Here is a 20,126-nt window from a genome sequence, read left to right as displayed (position 1 = left end):
TTAATGTAGTTTTGTTCGTTGACCCGAATCTTTAGTGTGCGAACAAGTCGTTTGTCGGAATTTCATTTCTTTCGCTACCTGTTACAGTCATTTTCAGTTGTCCACCGTTTTGGTCAAAGTATCGTACTTCTATTGGGTGATATCCTTTGGCCAATGCTTTCTGTCCAATCACTTCGCGCGGTCCGTGCGGTCCGTCGTTGTTGATGACTTCTTCACCGTCTATCAGTAAGGTACTGCCGTCATCAGACAGCAGGGCAAAAGTGTAAATGTCATCTTTCGGAGCATTGATAAATCCCTTGATTACCAAACCGATGTTTCCCTTTGCTTTTTCTGGGATCATTATTTTCTCAATGACATAAGTTCCGTTCAGTGGAGCTTTGGGGATGTCATCGCATTTGCTGCCTTTAAATTCATACCATTCAGCTTCCAGACCTTTGTTGGAAGGAGTGGTAGTTGTGGCTGGAGCATATTCGCTCTTAATGAAACGCGTACGTGCGATATCACCGGCTTTCCCGTTAGGACGGAACGTACGGAAGGTAAAATCGGTTGTTTCTTTCACTGGGATAGGACCTTCGTATCTGGATGATTGCAGCGTCGGAATGCTTCCGTCGGTAGTATAACGAATATCTGCACTCGGATCCAGGCAAGTCACACTAACACTTCCCTCACCAATGAAAGCGTTGTTGCGGTGGAAACCTTCCAGATCGGGGATACGATAATTGATACCCATGATGTTGAGGCGTTCGAACTGATTGGCCAACCGTTGCGCGAAGGTATTCCAGTCTTTCTGCGAAGCCTGGCTCCATCCCAATTCGGCAATAGCCAGCAGACGTGGAATAGCCATGTATTGCATCCGTTCGCGTGAGGGAATCCATTCGCACCAAATGTTTCCCTGTACGCCTTTGATCAGTCCTTGTTGTTCAGGAGTCGCTCCCTCGATCGTCAGGTCGAGATCGTAAATGTTGCGTACAGAATTCTTATCTTGCTGATAATCCAGGTAGAACTGGCTGTTGGGGGAGAAGATGATTGGGTTGCCCTGTTGGGTAGTCTTTTGCGGAGCATCCTTGACCCAGCTTCTCCACCACATGACGGTAGCAGTCGGGCTTAATCCACCTTCGATGATTTCGTCCCAACCGATCATCTCTTTGCCTTTTGAGTTGAAAAACTTTTCCATGTTATGGATAAACCAGGCTTGCAGTTCTTCTTCTGTCTTCAATTGGTTGTCTCGCATACGTTTCTGGCAGTCGGGACATTTTTTCCAGTTTGTCTTTTCCACTTCATCGCCGCCGATGTGCACGTATTTATAAGGGAACAGGTCTATCAGTTCGCTATATATGTTTTTACAAAACTCTATTGCCGATTCTTTTCCGGGGCAAACAGGAGAGGAGAAAGTGCTTCCCCAACCTACTTTGTCTGTACAGGCTACTCCGGAATAATTGCTGACGGCTGCCAGCATGTGACCCGGCATATCGATTTCGGGAACAATATCGATGCCGCGTACTTTGGCATATTCTATCACTTCTTTTATATCCTCTTGTGTATAATATCCGCCATACAGCGTGTCACCTTCCACGATGCGAAGCTTGTTTACCGGAATCTGATAATCGGGGTTATCTTCCGATTTAGCCAGTTCCATGCATGACCGGTCGTGTGAATTGAACGTACGCCAAGCTCCTTTTTCGGTGAGTAACGGATATTTTTTGATTTCAATGCGCCATCCCTGGTCATCTGTCAGGTGCCAGTGGAACTTATTCATTTTATAAAGTGCCATTACGTCAAGCAGTTCTTTTACTTCTTCTTTGGTATAGAAGTGGCGGGATACGTCGAGCATAATACCACGCCATTCGAAGCGCGGGGCATCTTCAATCTGTACGGCGGGTATGGCCCATGTCACGCTGTCCACCACCTGCTTCGATTCAATCTGAGGCGGAAATAACTGGCGGAGTGATTCGATACCGGCTATCACACCGTTATAAGAATTTCCCGTAATCTCTATTTGATCGGGTTTTGCGGTGAGCGTATATGCCCCCTCCTTGCCTTCTATGGCAGCGGTAGAAAGAGTGATGTTTCCTTTGCCTTCTTTCACCTGGATGTTATATCCGGTGGCTACTGACAGAATACCTTTCAGGTACTCTGCTGCTGGAAGCAGTTCTGGATTGGTGGTACCGATGATGGTGTTTGGGGTTAATACAAACGCACCATGGTTCTGTTGCACTTTGTTTGGCAACGGTACAATAGAAACATCTCTGGTAGCGGGAGTGGGGCTACAGCCCGTCAGCAGTAATGCGCCGGTGAAAGCACAGGTTGCTAACCATTGTTTGTAAGATGGTTTTGTCATAAGGATAATTATTGGATTGTTTTTCAAATTAGTTTTAGTCTGCTTACTTTTACTGTATGAAAAGCACAAATATACAATCAATTCTTTTGATAATCTTCATTCCTGATTGAAAAACTGTTGCTATCTTTGCTCTTACGTAAACTTTCGCAGTCGGCTGTATGTTTCTTCTTCAGAAGAAATCGGTTTATTAAGTTGCTTTTTGCCTGTTTGTCAGTGTTTGTCATGGGATGGCTAATGTTTTGACGTATTGCTTCTTTCGATTTATGTACGTGCCTTCTTGAGACCACGGCTGTGATTCAAAGAGATCGCAATTGTGAACTGATGGAACCACAGTTGCAGATTGAACTGAATAACAAACTAAAAACTGTTGATAAATGCGTGAAATTGATAAGATAAACAGTGTGAATTTGCTTACTGAATAAGGAATGAGCAAGCCGGAAATTATAAAAAGTGAATAGAATATGGGAGCGCTTGATTTAATTGATAAATATTATCCTCAGGATAATGAGTTAAGAAATATATTGTTGGTTCACAGTCGTTCGGTTGCCGATAAGGCATTATGGATAGCCGATAAGCACCCGGAGTTGAACCTTGATACTACTTTTCTGAACGAAGCTGCCATGTTGCATGATCTCGGAATTTTTCTGACACATGCTCCGGGCATTAAGTGTTTGGGTAAGGAGCCATATATTTGTCATGGATATCTGGGAGCCGAGCTGGTGCGCAAAGAAGGTTTTCCGCGACATGCTTTGGTTTGTGAGCGTCATACCGGTGCGGGACTTTCACTGGAAGAGATTATTAAACAGCAGCTTCCTATTCCGCATCGTGAAATGTTGCCGGTCAGTATAGAAGAACAAGTGATTTGCTTTGCTGATAAATTCTTTTCGAAAACACATCTTGATCGTGAAAAATCGGTGCAAGATGCCCGTAAAAGTATTGCCCGGTACGGTGACGAAGGACTTCGACGCTTTAACAATTGGTGTGAGCTGTTTCTTTAGTGCCTAAAAAAGAATTAAAAATCAAGATTCTCAAGTATATTTGGTGAAGATTGTGTACTTTTGCCCCTTCAAGCGTAAACTATTAGTTAATGACGCCATTGAAAGCAAATACAATACTATCATTTATACTATTATTGATCCTCTTGATGCTTCCGGATGAAGCGATGGCTCAACGTCGCCGTGTCAGAGAGGTGAGGGGGCCTATCACTTATTCGCCCCAGCAAACTGATTCATTAAAAGCAGATACGTTGAAGGCTGATACCTTGTCGTTGCAATCTGCCAGGAAGAAGAAACAACCTCTGGATGCCCCTGTGGTCTATTCGGCTAACGATTCCATTGTTTTTACCGAAGGTGGCTTTGCACATCTGTATGGCGATGGTAAAGTGAATTATGAAAAAATAGAATTGGGAGCACAGATCATCACCATGAATATGGATAGCAGTACGGTGTATGCTCGTGGTGTGACTGATTCGTTAGGGGTTGAACAAGGCAAACCTGTGTTTAAGGATGGCGATACGCCTTATGAAACCAAAGCAATCCGGTATAATTTCAAAAGTAAAAAAGGATTTATCAATAACGTTGTAACTCAGCAGGGTGAAGGATATGTTGTGGGTAATAATGCCAAGAAAGGAGCTAATGATGAACTGTTTATGGAAAACGGACGTTATACGACCTGTGATCATCACGATCATCCACACTTCTACATGCAGTTGACCAAGGCCAAAGTTCGTCCCAAGAAGAATGTGGTGACTGGGCCTGCCTATTTGGTGGTAGAAGATGTACCGTTGCCATTGGCTGTACCTTTCTTTTTCTTTCCTTTTTCCAGCAGTTACTCTTCAGGTTTTGTGATGCCAAGCTACATGGACGATTCCAGTCGTGGTTTCGGATTGACGGGAGGTGGTTATTATTTTGCCATCAGCGATATAATGGATCTTAAGTTGACCGGAGATATATTTACGAAGGGGTCATGGGCCGGTAATCTGGAGACTAATTACAATAAACGTTATAAATATTCCGGTTCGTTACAGGCTGGCTATCAGGTTACTAAATTGGGAGATAAGGGATTGGCTGACTATTCGGTTGCCAAAGACTTTAAGATTGTATGGAATCATCGGCAAGACCAGAAGGCCAGTCCGAACAGTACTTTCTCGGCAAGTGTGAATTTCGCGACCAGTAGTTATGAGCGTACCAATATCAATAACCTCTATAATTCTCAGCTGATGACTCAGAATACGAAAACTTCGAGTGTCAGTTACTCCCGCAGTTTTCCGGATCAGAAGCTGACGCTTGCAGGTACTTTCAACATAGCCCAGACCATGCGTGATTCTTCAATAGCTGTCACTTTGCCTGACTTGAATATCACTCTTAGTACTATTTTCCCTTTTAAACGTAAACGTGCGGTAGGTGAAGAGCGTTGGTACGAAAAGATTTCCTTGCGTTACTCGGGGCGTCTGACCAACAGCCTGAAAACTAAAGATGACCGCTTGTTTAAAGCAGGTTTTAGAGAGTGGGAGAATGCGATGCAGCATAACATTCCAGTGCAGGCCACCTTTACTCTTTTCAAGTATTTGCAGGTAGTGCCTTCATTCAATTATACAGAGCGTTGGTATACCCGTAAGGTGATGAAGAGCTATGATGAAACTACTCAGAAATGGGATACACACCCCGGCGATACGATTCATGGGTTCTACCGGGTATTTAATTATTCGGCCAGTTTGTCGTTGAGCACAAAGATGTATGGTATGTATCAACCTCTGTTTATGAAGAAAAAGGAAATACAGATTCGTCACGTCTTTACACCGCAGATTTCGTTGAATGGTTCTCCAAGCTTCGGACAGTTTTGGGAATACTATCGTGATGCAGACGGTAATGACCAGTATTATTCTCCTTATTCCAGCCAGCAGTTTGGTACGGCTCCGCGTGAAAAGTCTGGAACGGTTAGTTTCGATGTATCGAACAACCTGGAAATGAAATACCGTAACAAGAAGGATTCTCTTATGAAAATAAGTCTGATCGATGAGATAGGCTTTAATCTTTCTTATAATATGGCGGCAAAGAAACAGCCGTGGAGTAACCTGAATATGCGTTTGCGTATGAAGTTTAAAAAGTTTAATAACTATACGCTGAACATGAATGCGGTGTTTGCCACTTATGCTTATACATTCGATAAGTCGGGTAATGTAATAGTCGGTGATCGTACAGAATGGTCTTACGGACGTTTCGGACGATTCCAGGGATGGGGATCTTCTATCAACTATACTTTTAACAATGATACTTGGAAGAAGTTGTTCGGAAAAGATAAAGATAGCGATCAAAAAAAGAAAAAGGATAGTGCTGACGATGAGGGAGGAGAGTCAACCGGTGACGAAGTGGTTACTGAAAAGAAAGTTGAGAAAGCACAGGCAGACAGTGACGGATATCAGGTTTTCAAGATGCCATGGTCACTGAATGTTAACTATTCGTTCCGTATTAGTGAGGACCGTAGTAAGCCGATCAACCGTAATACCATGCGTTATCCGTTTAAGTATACGCAAAATATCAATATGTCGGGTAATCTGAAGATTTCCAATAACTGGTCGTTTACATTCAATTCCGGATATGATTTCGAAGCGAAGGAGATTACTCAGACCTCTTGTACGATTACTCGTGATTTGCACTGTTTCAATATGTCCGCCAGTATTTCTCCTTTCGGACGTTATCGCTATTATAACTTTACGATCCGTGCAACGGCCAGTATCCTGCGTGATTTGAAGTGGGATAAGAGAAGCCAGACTCAAAGCAACATCCAGTGGTATTAATAAATATCTATGAACGATAAACGGTGAACAATTTACGCCTTCGTGCTACAAATTGTTCACCGTTTATCGTTCATAGATGGCTGTCTTCACTACCAGTTTATCTCTGTTTTTCCGTGGGTCTTCAAGTATTCATTCGTTTTGCTGAAATGCTTATTCCCAAAGAAGCCGTTGTAGGCAGAGAGGGGAGAAGGGTGTGCCGAACTAAGTACCAAATGCTTGTTACGATCAATAAAGGCACCTTTCTTCTGTGCATAACTTCCCCATAGGATGAATACCAGATTTTCTCTTTCTTCCGCCAGAACACGGATAGCAGCATCTGTAAATTCTTCCCATCCGTGGCGTTGGTGCGAACCGGCCTGATGGGCACGTACTGTCAAAGTAGCGTTGAGCAACAGGACACCTTGTTCAGCCCACCGTGTCAGATTACCAGTGGGAGGAGTTGCCGTACCAATATCTTCTTTTATTTCTTTGAATATATTCACCAAAGAAGGTGGAAAGGCTACTCCATCATTTACCGAGAAACAAAGACCATGTGCCTGTCCGGGACCGTGGTAAGGGTCTTGTCCGATAATGACTACTTTTACTTTGTCAAAGGGACATAAATTGAATGCGTTGAATATCAACTTTCCAGGAGGAAAGATCTGGTACTGGCTATATTCGCTTCTGACAAATTCGGTCAGTGTGCGGAAGTAGTCTTTCTCAAATTCTGGTTGTAAATGAGCTTTCCAGCTCTCTTCTATTTGTACGTTCATAGGCTATTAAATAAGGTGTATATTAAGGGCTGTACATTCACGGCGCATTTCTTCAGGCCAGATACTTGCTTGAATCTCACCGATATGCGCTTTGCGCAAATAGAACATGCATAAGCGTGACTGACCGATACCTCCACCGATAGAGAGTGGAAGGGTATCATCCAATAATCTCTTATGGAAATAGAGTTCCAGTCTTTGTTCTTGATTTTCTTGTTTTACTTGGCGCAAAAGAGCTTCTTTATCCACACGGATACCCATGGAAGACAATTCAATGGAACGTTGTAGTACATCGTCCCATAATAACAGGTCACCGTTCAGGCCGGGTAAGTCGTTCAGCCCTTTGCTGGTATAGTCGTCATAGTCCGGAGCACGTCCGTCATGTTTTTTACCATCACTCAGTTTGCAACCGATACCAATGATAAATACGGCTCCATACTTTTTACAGATGGCATGTTCACGGCATTTAGGTTCCATATCCGGATATAACTGGCGTAATTCTTCAGAGTGGATGAAGTGTAACTTTTGTGGCAGGCAAGGTTTGATCTGCGGATACATTTCGTATACCATATATTCCGTACGGATCATGGCGGCATAGATACGGTTGACAATCTCCTTAAGGAAGTCTGCATTGCGGTCCTCGGCAGTAATTACCCGTTCCCAGTCCCACTGGTCTACATAAAGTGAATGTAGGTTACCCAGTTCTTCGTCCGAACGAATTGCGTTCATATCCGTATAGATACCATAACCCGGTTCAATGTGATAATCTGCCAAAGTAAGTCGTTTCCATTTAGCAAGTGAGTGGACTACTTCAGCTTGTGCATCGCCCAAGTCTTTGATAGGAAATGAGACAGGACGCTCGATGCCGTTCAAGTCATCATTGATACCCATTCCTTTGAGCACGAAGAGTGGGGCTGTGACACGTCGCAGACGCAGTTCTGAAGAAAGATTCAACTGGAAGAACTCTTTAATTTGTTTGATACCCAGTTCTGTCTGTTTCAGGTCAAGCAAGGGTTTATAATTCTGAGGTTTTATTAGGTAACTCATAGGTTTATTGATTGTTATTTGTCGGCAAAGATATGAATAATATCTATATCTGTACGAATAATAGGCTGAAATGTTATCAAATTGATCGTTTTATATAGCATAAGAGTTGCAAAATAATATTTGCGGATATGACGTTCGGTAGATAGATACTACAAAAAATGGTGAATCATTAGGAAAATGCGAAGTTTTTTTATACTTTTGTCGTCGCATAAAACAATGCTCCTGTAGTTCAACGAATAGAATGTAGGTTTCCGGTACCTAAGATAAGGGTTTGATTCCCTTCGGGAGTACAAAGATATAGCTGATAATTATTTAATTATCAGCTATTGTTGTTTTAAGGGGCGGTTAATGTAAGAACCGGACTAACGCTTCCCATGACTCACATAGAGCTTGCATGGAAGGAAAGAGTAAATCGGCTCCGGAGTTTAACAGTACCTGCCCATCCAACGGACCGGTATTAACAGCAATGGTGAATATTCCGGCTTTGTGTCCGGCCTCTACTCCCAAAGGGGCATTTTCAATAACAATGGCTTCATAAGGCTTTAATCCTCCCTTTTCCAGTGCTATCAGATAGGGTTCCGGATTCGGTTTTCCGTATTTGACGTCGAAAGCAGTTACCATCAGTTCTTGTCGGAACATTCCCGGAAAATTGTGTTCAAGTCTGTCTAATAATGAAGCTTGTCCGGATCCGGTGACTACAGTCGGAATGATACCTTCAGATTTAATTTTTTGTAGTAATTCCCAGGCACCCGGCATACGTTCGGCTTGGGGATGCTTGTTGAACTCAATGCTCTTTTCATGATAAATACTCTCTATCTCTTCCGGCGTGGCGTCGCGTCCCAGTTGACGCTGACATACGATGTTGATGGTTCCCGCTCCGGTGCGGCCTTCGTGCAAATAAGCTTCTTCTTTACTCAAATGAAGTCCGTGAGCTTCCATCGTTTTGTGCCATGCTTCGGCGTGATAAGGCATGGAGTTGAAAAGTACGCCGTCCATATCGAAAAGTGCGGATTTCAACTGAATGGATTGATAATGATTTTGTTGGAGATATTGCGTAATTGCTTCCTGAAACATGATATATACCTATTGATTTGGAGTGCAAAGATACGATTATTTTGGTGAATCGAACAGAATATGTATTTTGCAAAATCTATAAAGTGATATGATTGCATGAGAAAACTATTTTTTCCTTTACTGTCGTTATGCTTGCTGACTACTGCTTGCAAAGATTCTGTTTCCAGTCCTACAATCGAAATGGAAGGGCTTTATATCAATGACGGAGAGATGGATTATGCCCGGCAAATGGAGGCATTACCCCCTCTAAAAGTAGATGATGAACTTGAAATTTCGCTGAAACTGGATGGAAACGGAGAAGAACTAAATACGTTTCTGGTGAAGGAAGAGACTTTGGGCAGTGAGGTAAACGCTGTGGCGATTGATTTTAATGAATTGCCGGAAGAAGCTCTCAGTGATGATAAGGAGTTTACGGATAAGGATAATGGTAAATTAGGTTTTAAAGATGGAGTCTCTCAGACTAAAGTGGGGCTGCGGGCAAAGGTGCAGCAAGTCACCGAGGATGGAGTGAAGCTTAAGTTTTACCTTTTTTCCAAGCCCGTCAATTGCGAGGGAGCTAAGTATGAACTGGAAATTAAAACTTCCGAGAATCAAACAGATTAATTGGATGACCCGATATATAAAAAGAGCGATGCTGTTGGAAGCATCGCTCTTTTTATATATCGGTAATCTTATAGCTTTTTACAGTTTCGCCCGGATTGCTTTTGATTCTTCTTCATATCCCGGCTTGTTCAGCAAAGCAAACATATTCTTTTTGTATGCTTCCACACCCGGCTGATTGAATGGGTTTACGCCCAGCAGATAACCACTGATACCACATGCTTTTTCGAAGAAATAGAGTAACTGTCCGATGCTGTATTCACTCAGTTCAGGAATGACGATACGCATGTTAGGAACACCACCGTCTACATGAGCCAATTGAGTTCCCAGTTCGGCCATCTTATTCACTTCGTCTACACGTTTGCCTGCCAGGAAGTTTAAACCGTCCAGGTTAGCTTCGTCCGAAGGAACTTCTAACTTATGGTTCACTTTGTCTACCGAGATCACTGTTTCAAAGATGGTTCGTTCACCTTCCTGAATCCACTGACCCATCGAGTGCAGGTCTGTAGAGAAGTCTACTGCTGCCGGGAAGATACCTTTGTTGTCTTTTCCTTCAGATTCTCCGTAAAGCTGCTTCCACCATTCACTCACGTAGTGCAGTTTCGGACAGAAGTTTACAAGAATTTCTATCTTCTTTCCACTTTTATACAGTTCATTGCGGGTAGCGGCATAGATTGCTGCGGGATTTTCCGCAAAAGGAACCTCGGCTCCACAAGTTTTTTCCATATCGGCGGCACCTGCTACCAGTTTTTCAATGTCGAATCCGGCTACTGCAATAGGCAGCAAACCTACCGGAGTCAGTACAGAAAAACGTCCTCCGACATTGTCAGGGATAATGAATGATTTGTATCCTTCTTTATCTGCGGTGACGCGGGCTGCGCCTTTCTTTGCATCTGTAACGGCAACGATTACTTTTTTGGCCATCTCTTTGCCGCGTTGGTCTTCGCATTGCTTCTTCAGCAAGCGGAACGCCAAAGCTGTCTCTGTAGTCGTACCGGATTTGGAGATATTGATCACACCGAATTTCTTGTCTTTCAGGAATTCTGTCAGTTCATACAGATAATCTTCACCGATATTATGGCCGGCATAGATGATGACCGGAGCTGTTTTCTTTTCCTGCAACCAGGTGAAGCTGTTTGACAATGCCTCGATCACCGCACGGGCGCCCAGGTAACTTCCGCCGATACCGGCTACGATCACTACTTCACAGTTGTCTCTCAATACTTGTGCAGTAGCCTTCAGGTCAGCCAGATGCTCTTTGCTGATAGAAGAGGGTAAATGCAACCACCCCAGAAAGTCATTACCTTTACCTGTGCCGTTTTCCAGCGCTTCCTGTGCGGCTTTAACCTGAGCTTCATAGGCAGAAACCGATTCTTTGGAGATGAATCCAAAAGTCTTTTCAATGTTCAAACTAATCATATCTTTTTTATTTTTACGTTATTAACTATCTAAACGAGTCAGTCAACAGTTTAATTTCAATCATCGGAGATATGCGTTCGTATAAGATGTTGTATACAGCATCGAGTATCGGCATATTTACATGATGATGTTTATTGATTTCCTTAATACATTTTGTTCCGTAATATCCTTCCGCTATCATTTCCATTTCTATCTGGGCACTCTTTACGGAGTATCCCTTCCCGATCATGGTACCGAACGTGCGGTTACGGCTGAAGTTAGAATAGCCTGTTACCAATAAATCACCCAAATAAACAGATTCGTCCACGTTTCTGTTTATGGGATGCACCGTATTTAAGAAACGGTTCATTTCTTGAATGGCATTTGATATCAATACAGCCTGGAAATTATCTCCGTATTTCAGACCGCTGCAAATACCTGCTGCGATGGCATATACGTTTTTCAGTACGGAACTGTATTCAATCCCTATCACATCGTCGCTGACAGACGTTTTGATGAAGCTGCTGCCCAGTCTACGGGCAAAAACACGTGCCTTATCCTTGTCCGGGCAAGCGATGGTGAGATAGGAGAGACGTTCCAGTGCCACTTCCTCAGCATGACAGGGACCAGCCAATACAGCGATGTTTTCGGGAGGAACACCATATTCTTTATTAAAGTATTCCGAAACAATCAGATTGTCATCGGGAACAATACCTTTGATAGCGGTAATAATGAACTTGTCTCTGATCCGTGTTTTCAGCTTTTTCAGGTGAGCTTTCAGATATGGAGAAGGAGTGACGAAAATAAGCGTATCAGATTCTTTCACTACATCGTTGATGTTAGAGCTGAAATTGATGCGCTTCATGTCGAACTTTACGCCTGTCAGATAGGCTGGATTATGTCCGAGTCGTTTAAAATCGGCAATGCGGTCGTCGCGCCTCATGTACCAATTGATAGACTCTTCTTGAGCCAGACACATCTTTGCGATGGCTGTAGCCCAGCTTCCTCCGCCCATTATCGCTATCTTACCGGGTAATTTCATTTCTATAAATTAAGAATTAAAAATGAAGAATGAAGAATGGTGCATGAAAGATAGGGAGACAAATGTTCCGGTTCTTCATCACCATTCTTCATTCTTGATTTATTTAATTTTCTGTATCCACTCGGCTACATCGTTTACTGACGGATTAGTCAGTTCCAATTTGTATTTCTTATTGATGCCACAAATATCCTGATGTAATTTCTGCGGATTTACATCTTTCATATCGGCTACCAGGTTGTATCCGGCTTTTTGAATTGCAGGCACCCAGTCTTCGGCAATGCCTAACTCCATGAATTTGGCGGCACTATCTTTCGGTACGACTTTTTCCGGACGCATCTGCGGGAAGAACAATACTTCCTGGATAGTTGATTGTCCGGTCATCAACATAGTAAGGCGGTCCATGCCGATACCCATACCCGAAGTAGGAGGCATGCCGTATTCCAATGCACGGACAAAGTCTTTGTCGATAATCATTGCTTCGTCATCTCCTTTTTCACTTAGCTTCATCTGATCTTCAAAGCGTTCCAACTGGTCGATCGGATCGTTTAACTCAGAATATGCATTACACAATTCTTTACCGTTTACCATCAATTCGAAACGTTCTGTCAGTTCAGGGTTGGTACGGTGCTTTTTGGTCAGCGGAGACATTTCGATCGGATAGTCAGTGATGAAAGTCGGCTGGATATAAGTTCCTTCACAGAACTCACCGAATATTTCATCGATCAGTTTACCTTTACCCATCGTTTCGTCGATTTCCATATTCAGTTTCTGGCATACTTCGCGGATTTGCGCTTCGTTCATACCTGTCAAGTCGTAACCGGTATGTTCCTTAATGGCATCCAGCATGGTGACGCGTCTGTACGGAGCCTTGAAGTTGATGATATTGTCTCCTACTTTTACTTCAGTAGTACCATTTACGTCCAGACAGATCTTTTCAATCATCTTTTCGGTAAATTCCATCATCCAGTTATAGTCTTTGTAGGCTACATATATCTCCATGCAAGTAAATTCTGGATTGTGCGTACGGTCCATACCCTCGTTACGGAAGTTTTTACCGATTTCATATACTCCCTCAAAGCCACCGACAATCAGACGTTTCAGATACAACTCGCTGGCAATACGCATATAGAGTGGGATGTCCAAAGCATTGTGATGGGTCATGAACGGGCGTGCGGCAGCTCCTCCGGCGATGGCCTGGAGAATAGGAGTTTCTACTTCCATGTAGCCTTTCGAATTGAAATATTCACGCATAGAACTGTACACCTTGCTGCGTTTCATGAATATATCTTTGATACCTTCGTTTACGGCCAGGTCGACATAACGCTGACGGTAACGGAGTTCAGGATCTTCGAAAGAGTCGTAAGCCACGCCGTCTTTGTATTTTACGATAGGCAGTGGTTTGATCGATTTGGCAAGTACAGTCAGTTTCTGTGCATGAATACTGATTTCGCCCATCTGTGTGCGGAATACGAAGCCTTCGATTCCGATGAAGTCGCCTAAGTCGAGCAGGCGTTTGAACACAGTGTTGTACATTTCCTTGTCTTCTCCCGGGCAGATGTCATCACGGGTGATATATACCTGGATGCGGCCTTTAGAGTCCTGCAATTCAATGAAAGAGGCTTTACCCATTATGCGGCGGCTCATCATGCGACCGGCTACGGATACCTGGCGGGGTGTCTCGTCATCTTTGAATTCGGCTTTAATATCAGTTGAGAAAGCATTGGTTACATACTCTGCTGCGGGATAGGGTTCGATGCCCATCGCGCGAAGTTCATTCAGACTGTTACGTCGGATGATTTCCTGTTCACTTAGTTCTAATATGTTCATTTCGTTAGATATTAACTCAATTTTGGAGGCAAAAATACGAAACTTTTCTTAGAAATACGGCATTGTAACTCTTATTCTTTATTCTTCACCTTTAATTCTAAATAGATTTGTATCTTTGCACCCTCAAAATAATAGGTATGACAGGACAAAAGACGCCCACTGCGCTGGGCACCGAAAAGATTGGAAAACTCTTGATGCAGTATGCCATTCCGGCTATTATCGCTATGACCGCATCTTCTCTTTACAACATGGTAGACAGCATTTTTATTGGTCACGGAGTGGGTCCGATGGCTATTTCCGGACTTGCTCTGACTTTTCCACTGATGAATCTTGCCGCTGCTTTCGGTTCCTTGGTCGGAGTGGGAGCCGCTACGCTGATTTCGGTCAAACTGGGACAAAAAGATTACGATACGGCGCAACGGGTATTGGGCAATGTGCTGGTACTGAATATCATTATCGGGCTTGCTTTCACCGTATTAACCCTTATTTTTCTTGATCCTATTCTTTACTTCTTTGGAGGCAGTGACGAAACGGTGGGCTATGCCCGTGACTATATGAAAGTGATTCTTTATGGGAATGTCATCACCCATATTTATCTGGGGCTGAATGCGGTACTTCGTTCAGCAGGTCATCCGCAGAAGGCGATGGTTGCTACCATTGCGACAGTGGTTATCAATACCATTCTCGATCCTTTGTTTATTTATGGTTTTGGTTGGGGCATCCAGGGAGCGGCCATTGCTACGATTACGGCACAAGTGATTGCCCTTGCCTGGCAGTTCAGGCTCTTTGGCAATAAGGAGGAATTACTCCATTTCCACCGAGGAATTTTCCGGTTGAAGCGAAAAATTGTTCTCGATTCGCTGGCTATAGGTATGTCTCCTTTCCTGATGAATCTTGCATCGTGTTTCATTGTGATTCTGATAAATCAGGGTTTGAAACGGTATGGGGGGGATCTTGCCATCGGGGCATTTGGCATTGTCAACCGTCTGGTATTTCTATTCCTTATGATTGTGATGGGACTGAACCAGGGTATGCAGCCGATTGCCGGATACAATTATGGGGCAAAGTTATATCCCCGTGTCACTCGTGTGCTGAAACTGACCATCTATGGTGCGACCATTGTCACCACTACCGGTTTTCTGATGGGAATGTTTATTCCCGACCTGGCAGTGTCCGTCTTCACATCGCACGAAGAGCTGATTCGCCAATCTGCCGAAGGCCTCCGCATTGTGGTACTCTTTTTCCCGATTGTCGGCTTTCAGATGGTCACTTCCAATTTCTTCCAGAGTATCGGGATGGCAAGTAAAGCTATTTTCCTTTCCATTACCCGCCAGGTACTCATCCTGATTCCCTGTCTGTTGATTCTTCCGCGTTTTTGGGGGCAGACGGGTGTCTGGATCAGTATGCCGGTTTCCGACCTGATAGCCAGCCTGATATCCGCTACCATGTTGTGGTGGCAGTTCCGCCAGTTCCGTAAAGCTGCTGCCCGGGTATAGGATTCTTCGGTCTGCGCTAAACAAATCATTGCCTGCATTTGTCTTTTATCTGTAACGATCTGAAAGCAATGTAGCAGCCATGAAAAAGTATGTAAGTTTCTTGTTGGTTTTATTTGTCAGTCTGTTTCTTTTCCTGCCCGTGCATGCGCAGCAGCGCAAATCAGTAGCTGTGGTGCTAAGTGGGGGAGGAGCGAAGGGAGTAGCCCATATCGGTGCCCTCAAAGTGATCGAGGAAGCAGGTATTCCTATCGATTATATCGTAGGTACCAGCATGGGGTCTATCATTGGCGGGCTTTATTCCATCGGATATACCCCCTGTCAGCTTGATAGTATGGTCAATCACCAGAATTGGTCTTTTCTGTTGAGTGACCGTATCAGTTGGGAAGATCAAACGATGACTGAACGGAAGAATTCTGAAACTTATATTCTTTCTGTCCCTTTGAAAAAGGATTTGAAGGCGAATGTGTTCGGAGGGGTCATTAAGGGGCAGAACCTGGGTAATCTTTTCTCCGAACTGACTGTAGGCTATCACGATTCCATTAACTTCAATAAGCTGCCTATTCCGTTTGCTTGTGTCTCCGAGAACATTGTGAACGGTGAAGAAGTAGTGTTTCACAATGGTGTATTGGCTACCGCTATGCGTGCCAGTATGGCTATTCCCGGCGTATTCACACCCGTTCGTATGGGCGACGAGATACTGGTTGACGGAGGGATGAAAAACAACTTTCCCACGAACATAGCCCGGGCTATGGGAGCCGATGTGATTATTGGTGTCGATGTACAGAATGATCTCCGGACTGCAGATGAACTGAATAATCTTGGTGAGATATTCAACCAGATCATCAATCTGACCGGCCAAACCCGATATGAAGAGAATATTAAATTGGCAACGGTGTATATTAAAGTGGACGTAAAAGGTTATTCTGCCGCAAGTTTCAACATTCCCGCACTCGACACATTGATGCACCGTGGCGAAGAGGCAGCCCGCGCGCAGTGGACTGCTTTGCGCAGACTGAAGAAAGAGATCGGTCTACCCGAAGATTACGTTGCTCCCCGACACGGTCCGTTTACTTCTTTATGGTCCGAGAAAGATATATTTGTGAAAGAGATCACCTTTGACGGTATCGAAGACAGTGACAAGAAATGGATTATGCACCGCTGTCACCTGAAGGAGAACAGCCGGATGCGCATGGAGCAACTTTATGAAGCACTTGCTACGTTGCGCGGAAGCCAGGCTTATTCCAATGTCAGTTACAAACTGACTGATACCGACCAGGGATATCTGCTACACTTTATTTTGGAAGAGAAGTACGAGCGTAATCTCAATCTGGGGATCCGTTTCGACTCGGAAGAGATCGCTTCATTGCTGTTGAATGTGAGCACCCGTCTTAATACGCGTATTCCATCGTGGCTTTCACTGACCGGACGTCTTGGAAAACGCTATCTGGCCCGGGTTGACTATACATTGGCACCGATGCAGATGCGAAATTTCAATCTCGCTTATCAGTTTGAGTATAACGATATTAATATCTACGATCACGGGAAACGTGCTTATAACACTACTTATAAATACCATTCCGGTGAGTTGGGGTTTTCGGATGTGTGGTATCGTAACCTTCGTTTTGGAGCCGGACTGCGTTTTGAGTTCTTCAAGTATAAGGACTTTCTATATAATGCGGGCGGGCAACAGTTGAAGGTGAAACCCCAACACTTCTTCAGCTATTATGCCCAACTGCATTATAATACATACAATAAGGGATATTTTCCCTCGAAAGGGACCGATCTTCAGGGGAATTATTCACTTTATACCGATAACCTGACACAGTATAAAGATCATGCTCCCTTTTCTGCTTTGACCGCCTCGTGGGCCAGTGTCTTTTCGGTTACCGACCGTTTTGCTTTGATTCCTTCTTTGTATGGACGTATTCTTATAGGCAAAGATATCCCTTATCCCTATCTGAATGCCATCGGTGGAGATAATTTCGGTCATTACTTGCCCCAGCAACTTCCTTTTGCCGGGATCACCAATCTGGAGATAGTCGATAATTCTGTTATCGTAGCCGGTTTGAAGGTGCGCCAGCGTATCGGGGGGAAGAATTATGTCACTCTTACCGGGAATGTGGCGTTGCGGGAAGATAACTTTTTTGATATCCTGAGTGGTAAGCCGGTTTGGGGAGGCAGCTTGGGATATGGCTACGATAGCTTGTTCGGTCCGTTAGAGGCCTCTTTCGGCTATTCAAGCAGGGCACACGATGTAGGATTCTATGTGAATCTGGGATATGTCTTTTAGATTTCGACACCTGTACTTCGTGAGGCAGTACATCCTCCGGGTGTTCAAAGCCATTGCTTGTGATGGAACTCCGGAAAATAAATCAATGCAAAGCCTTCTCATGCGAAAAATGGTTCTTCTTCAAATTTGGTGGTAAATTCTTTATTTCTTTATTTTCAAGTTGATAATTGTCCTTTTTGCTTGCTTTAATAGGAATAAATAGACACCGGCTGAATAAGATAACTCAAGTTTCGGAAGTGAATTTGCGCCGTCTGAACCGGTATCTTCATCCTTATCTCTTTTTTCAATTAACATTGTTAACGCCTTTTGCAGTTTGTCAGGTTCTTATGCGCAAATAATAAGTCTTTTGCATTTAAAGAACTTGTTATTCACATCCAAAGAACAAGCTTTAACTCTGTGTTAAAACAAAGTTTTTGAGGACAGAAATCTTACTTTTTAAAGATATTGATTTTCAGATGGTTTATTCTAAAACTCGCTTCTTCACCTCATGGATGAACTCTTCGGTGGAAAGCCGGGATACTTGCTTTTTTGTCAACTATAAACGAGGGCTTACACTTCCGAAAACGGAATTAGATTCCATTCTTGTTCAACCGGAAATGGTGCAATCTACATCCGGTCCCGTGTACACGTGCCCATGAGCACGCGTACACGGTACTGGGTAAAGATACCTATACGAATGATTAAATGCTGATAATTAAGGAATTAAATATGCAATAGAATAAAGAAACGATTCATGTGAACTGGTTAAATGAAAGAAAAAGAACCGCTGTCCTCCGGGGGGTAGAGTGGCAGCGGTTCGGCGAGTCAACTGGTTTTGGTGGGTCGGATTTAGATTCAAAGTCAATTATAAAAGAGAATTTATTATGAAAAATTAAAGTTCTATAGTCCGTCTTCAATTTTAGGCGTTTTGTAATAACGACTAAGTTTGCACATCTGATCGATTCGGGATATATATCTGGAAGCGATGTATGCCTGGCTTGGTGTACGTTTCAGGGATAAATATTTCACTTTGTGGATTTCCAAAAGAATCTCGGCCAGAAACTCAATCATGTCTGCACGTTCGATATGTGAAGGTGAAGTGAAACACCCTAAATATTCCTGATCCCGGGTAGAAAGGGTATAATGCAGGGTCTTTTTGCCTCGTTGGAAAATATAGTCCACCCGATACCAACCGTTGGCGTTGGTTCGGCGCCAGTGAAAATACAAGATTCTGATATTTAAATGTTTGCCCATAGTACAAACGTGTTAATCGGGCAGGGGAAGAATGAACGGCCCTGCTGACCCGTTTGAACTATTTGACATTCGATGCCGAAACAAGGAAAGAAATATGCTAACCCATTACGAAGTTAGACACGGGGGCAGAGCCGTCTTTATCCAGAAACTGTAGGTATATAAAATTATACACCTACAGTTAGTGTAAAAACAAAGGTTATTTATTTCCTTTGTTTCTGCCTTATAAATATCAAATAGTTCACCACAAAGATGGTGATTATTTCTGAAATAGCATAGCAAACGGACGAAAAATGTTCAATGAAACACTTTTATCAGGAGGATTGTTTACTGAACGCCGTTAGTATAGGGAGATTTAACGAAAAGAGAGCGGATCTGTGTTTACCCGCTTGCGTTATGTAAATTCAATGCAGAACAAGGAAAAAATATATGCCGACCCATTTTAAACATTCATCAGGACATGGACAGGCAGCCGGCCACCTTCGTGCGAATAAAGAACCTACTATATTATAATAGATTAGTGAAATGCCATTGCGTCATATATTTCAATTCCCACCGGCTGGCTTGCATATATACTTTCTGTAAATAGGAGTTGATCCTGTATCAGGTTTGACATTTCTTTCTCAAAAGACGATTACATTTTTTGGGGGGAGGCCGATCACATCTTTATTTCTCCCCGGATTCTGCTCAGTGACTGTGGCGTTATCCACAGATAGGAAGCTATGTGTTTCAAAGGTACGTTTTGTAGCAGTTCGGGATGTTCTTTGATAAGTGTCAGGTAACGTTCTTTGGCTTTTGGACTTCCGGCACTGATCAACCAGTTTTCAGTGCTGAGTAATTGTTGCTCCATCAGGCGGCGTCCCAGATTGGCAAGACCGAGTGATGAGGTATAAAGACCGTTCAATGTTTGTCCGGATATACAATAAGCTATGCTGTCGCACATCACCTCGATGGTGATGTGCGATGCTGTATTTTCCACGTATCCCCATACCGAAAAAGCGGCTTCGCCCTCCCCGGCAAACCAGATGGTGGTATCAACCCCGTCTTTCAGATAATGAGCGCGCCAGATGCCTTGCTTTATCAGATATAAATTTCCGTTTCTGGAACCTTCATGAACAATGACTTCTTTCTTTTTGAAACGCACCTCCTCCATATAATTGAGAAGAGTCTGCGTATCGGTTTCCGAAAGACGATAGCTATTCCTGAATTTTTCAATAAATGTTTCCATAAGGCTCTTTT

16 protein-coding genes and 1 tRNA gene are annotated in these 20,126 nt (G+C 43.5%); 7 read left to right on the top strand and 10 right to left on the bottom strand.

Features of this window, described 5'->3' with window-relative positions; all coding sequences use genetic code 11:
• Window positions 1–31: 31 nt before the first annotated feature.
• Entirely contained in the window at window positions 32–2,338 is a 2,307-nt protein-coding gene (locus ISX59_RS14725; protein ID WP_032532006.1) for a family 20 glycosylhydrolase, read from the bottom strand.
• 461 nt (window positions 2,339–2,799) lie between these two features.
• On the opposite strand from ISX59_RS14725, the gene ISX59_RS14720 reads away from it, so the two are divergent.
• Window positions 2,800–3,336 carry an HD domain-containing protein gene (locus ISX59_RS14720; protein ID WP_005808444.1) on the top strand — a complete coding sequence of 179 codons (537 nt, stop codon included), beginning with the start codon at window positions 2,800–2,802 and terminating at the stop codon, window positions 3,334–3,336.
• An 89-nt stretch (window positions 3,337–3,425) separates the two neighbouring features.
• Entirely contained in the window at window positions 3,426–6,134 is a 2,709-nt protein-coding gene (locus ISX59_RS14715; protein WP_220576016.1) for a putative LPS assembly protein LptD, read from the top strand.
• 89 nt (window positions 6,135–6,223) lie between these two features.
• Here ISX59_RS14715 and ung read toward each other — a convergent pair whose 3' ends face one another.
• Window positions 6,224–6,886, bottom strand: a complete 663-nt coding sequence (gene ung / locus ISX59_RS14710) for a uracil-DNA glycosylase (protein WP_005781405.1) — start codon at window positions 6,884–6,886, stop codon at window positions 6,224–6,226.
• A 6-nt stretch (window positions 6,887–6,892) separates the two neighbouring features.
• Window positions 6,893–7,930: an aspartate--ammonia ligase gene (gene asnA, locus ISX59_RS14705; RefSeq protein ID WP_005781403.1), complete on the bottom strand. Its 1,038-nt coding sequence runs from the start codon at window positions 7,928–7,930 to the stop codon at window positions 6,893–6,895.
• Between the two features lie 218 nt (window positions 7,931–8,148).
• On the opposite strand from asnA, the gene ISX59_RS14700 reads away from it, so the two are divergent.
• A tRNA-Arg gene (locus tag ISX59_RS14700) sits at window positions 8,149–8,220 on the top strand.
• Window positions 8,221–8,275: 55 nt separating this feature from the next.
• On the opposite strand, the gene ISX59_RS14695 is transcribed toward ISX59_RS14700, so the two are convergent.
• Window positions 8,276–9,004, bottom strand: coding sequence for an HAD family hydrolase (locus tag ISX59_RS14695; RefSeq protein ID WP_220576015.1), 729 nt, complete (start codon window positions 9,002–9,004; stop codon window positions 8,276–8,278).
• A gap of 96 nt (window positions 9,005–9,100) precedes the next feature.
• On the opposite strand from ISX59_RS14695, the gene ISX59_RS14690 reads away from it, so the two are divergent.
• Entirely contained in the window at window positions 9,101–9,607 is a 507-nt protein-coding gene (locus ISX59_RS14690) for a DUF5035 family protein (protein ID WP_220576014.1), read from the top strand.
• Between the two features lie 78 nt (window positions 9,608–9,685).
• On the opposite strand, the gene ISX59_RS14685 is transcribed toward ISX59_RS14690, so the two are convergent.
• The 3 genes from ISX59_RS14685 to lysS all read right to left on the bottom strand — a co-directional run bounded on the left by ISX59_RS14685 (window position 9,686) and on the right by lysS (window position 13,871).
• Complete coding sequence (locus tag ISX59_RS14685; protein WP_005781398.1) at window positions 9,686–11,023, bottom strand: glucose-6-phosphate isomerase; 1,338 nt, start codon at window positions 11,021–11,023, stop codon at window positions 9,686–9,688.
• 25 nt (window positions 11,024–11,048) lie between these two features.
• A complete protein-coding gene (locus ISX59_RS14680) occupies window positions 11,049–12,044 on the bottom strand; it encodes an NAD(P)H-dependent glycerol-3-phosphate dehydrogenase (protein ID WP_005781396.1) in 996 nt (331 codons plus the stop codon).
• Window positions 12,045–12,143: 99 nt separating this feature from the next.
• On the bottom strand, window positions 12,144–13,871 hold the full coding sequence (lysS, locus tag ISX59_RS14675; protein ID WP_220576013.1) for a lysine--tRNA ligase: 1,728 nt from the start codon (window positions 13,869–13,871) through the stop codon (window positions 12,144–12,146).
• Window positions 13,872–13,978: 107 nt separating this feature from the next.
• On the opposite strand from lysS, the gene ISX59_RS14670 reads away from it, so the two are divergent.
• Both ISX59_RS14670 and ISX59_RS14665 read left to right on the top strand, forming a co-directional pair.
• Window positions 13,979–15,367 (top strand): MATE family efflux transporter, encoded by a 1,389-nt coding sequence (locus ISX59_RS14670; protein ID WP_220391337.1) that lies wholly within the window; start codon window positions 13,979–13,981, stop codon window positions 15,365–15,367.
• A gap of 79 nt (window positions 15,368–15,446) precedes the next feature.
• Entirely contained in the window at window positions 15,447–17,657 is a 2,211-nt protein-coding gene (locus tag ISX59_RS14665) for a patatin-like phospholipase family protein (protein ID WP_032536997.1), read from the top strand.
• Between the two features lie 141 nt (window positions 17,658–17,798).
• Here the strand turns inward: ISX59_RS14665 and ISX59_RS14660 are convergent, their stop codons facing one another.
• Window positions 17,799–17,951, bottom strand: a complete 153-nt coding sequence (locus ISX59_RS14660; protein ID WP_080594325.1) for a hypothetical protein — start codon at window positions 17,949–17,951, stop codon at window positions 17,799–17,801.
• Window positions 17,952–18,112: 161 nt separating this feature from the next.
• Here ISX59_RS14660 and ISX59_RS21450 point away from each other — a divergent pair, with 161 nt between their 5' ends.
• Window positions 18,113–18,295, top strand: coding sequence for a hypothetical protein (locus tag ISX59_RS21450; protein WP_128900005.1), 183 nt, complete (start codon window positions 18,113–18,115; stop codon window positions 18,293–18,295).
• Window positions 18,296–18,536: 241 nt separating this feature from the next.
• Here the strand turns inward: ISX59_RS21450 and ISX59_RS14655 are convergent, their stop codons facing one another.
• Together ISX59_RS14655 and ISX59_RS14650 are read right to left on the bottom strand one after the other, a co-directional pair.
• Window positions 18,537–18,890 (bottom strand): hypothetical protein, encoded by a 354-nt coding sequence (locus ISX59_RS14655; RefSeq protein WP_032536998.1) that lies wholly within the window; start codon window positions 18,888–18,890, stop codon window positions 18,537–18,539.
• 655 nt (window positions 18,891–19,545) lie between these two features.
• Complete coding sequence (locus tag ISX59_RS14650; protein ID WP_005781385.1) at window positions 19,546–20,115, bottom strand: Crp/Fnr family transcriptional regulator; 570 nt, start codon at window positions 20,113–20,115, stop codon at window positions 19,546–19,548.
• Between the last annotated feature and the right edge of the window lie 11 nt (window positions 20,116–20,126).

The sequence above is a fragment of the Bacteroides sp. FSHCM14E1 genome, from assembly GCF_019633785.1.
Classification (GTDB): Bacteria; Bacteroidota; Bacteroidia; order Bacteroidales; family Bacteroidaceae; genus Bacteroides; species Bacteroides hominis.
The sequence above is the reverse complement of the archived record's forward strand: the minus strand, read 5'-3'. Positions and strand labels throughout refer to the sequence as shown.

Coding starts and splice junctions, on each gene's coding strand:
- ISX59_RS14715 (WP_220576016.1), top strand. CDS start 3,426: ATGACGCCATTGAAAGCAAATACAATACTATCATTTATACTATTATTG.
- ISX59_RS14720 (WP_005808444.1), top strand. CDS start 2,800: ATGGGAGCGCTTGATTTAATTGATAAATATTATCCTCAGGATAATGAG.
- ISX59_RS14650 (WP_005781385.1), bottom strand. CDS start 20,115: ATGGAAACATTTATTGAAAAATTCAGGAATAGCTATCGTCTTTCGGAA.
- ISX59_RS14680 (WP_005781396.1), bottom strand. CDS start 12,044: ATGAAATTACCCGGTAAGATAGCGATAATGGGCGGAGGAAGCTGGGCT.
- ung (WP_005781405.1), bottom strand. CDS start 6,886: ATGAACGTACAAATAGAAGAGAGCTGGAAAGCTCATTTACAACCAGAA.
- ISX59_RS14725 (WP_032532006.1), bottom strand. CDS start 2,338: ATGACAAAACCATCTTACAAACAATGGTTAGCAACCTGTGCTTTCACC.
- asnA (WP_005781403.1), bottom strand. CDS start 7,930: ATGAGTTACCTAATAAAACCTCAGAATTATAAACCCTTGCTTGACCTG.
- ISX59_RS14665 (WP_032536997.1), top strand. CDS start 15,447: ATGAAAAAGTATGTAAGTTTCTTGTTGGTTTTATTTGTCAGTCTGTTT.
- ISX59_RS14695 (WP_220576015.1), bottom strand. CDS start 9,004: ATGTTTCAGGAAGCAATTACGCAATATCTCCAACAAAATCATTATCAA.
- ISX59_RS21450 (WP_128900005.1), top strand. CDS start 18,113: ATGGTTTATTCTAAAACTCGCTTCTTCACCTCATGGATGAACTCTTCG.
- ISX59_RS14685 (WP_005781398.1), bottom strand. CDS start 11,023: ATGATTAGTTTGAACATTGAAAAGACTTTTGGATTCATCTCCAAAGAA.
- ISX59_RS14690 (WP_220576014.1), top strand. CDS start 9,101: ATGAGAAAACTATTTTTTCCTTTACTGTCGTTATGCTTGCTGACTACT.
- ISX59_RS14660 (WP_080594325.1), bottom strand. CDS start 17,951: ATGTTAATTGAAAAAAGAGATAAGGATGAAGATACCGGTTCAGACGGC.
- lysS (WP_220576013.1), bottom strand. CDS start 13,871: ATGAACATATTAGAACTAAGTGAACAGGAAATCATCCGACGTAACAGT.
- ISX59_RS14655 (WP_032536998.1), bottom strand. CDS start 18,890: ATGGGCAAACATTTAAATATCAGAATCTTGTATTTTCACTGGCGCCGA.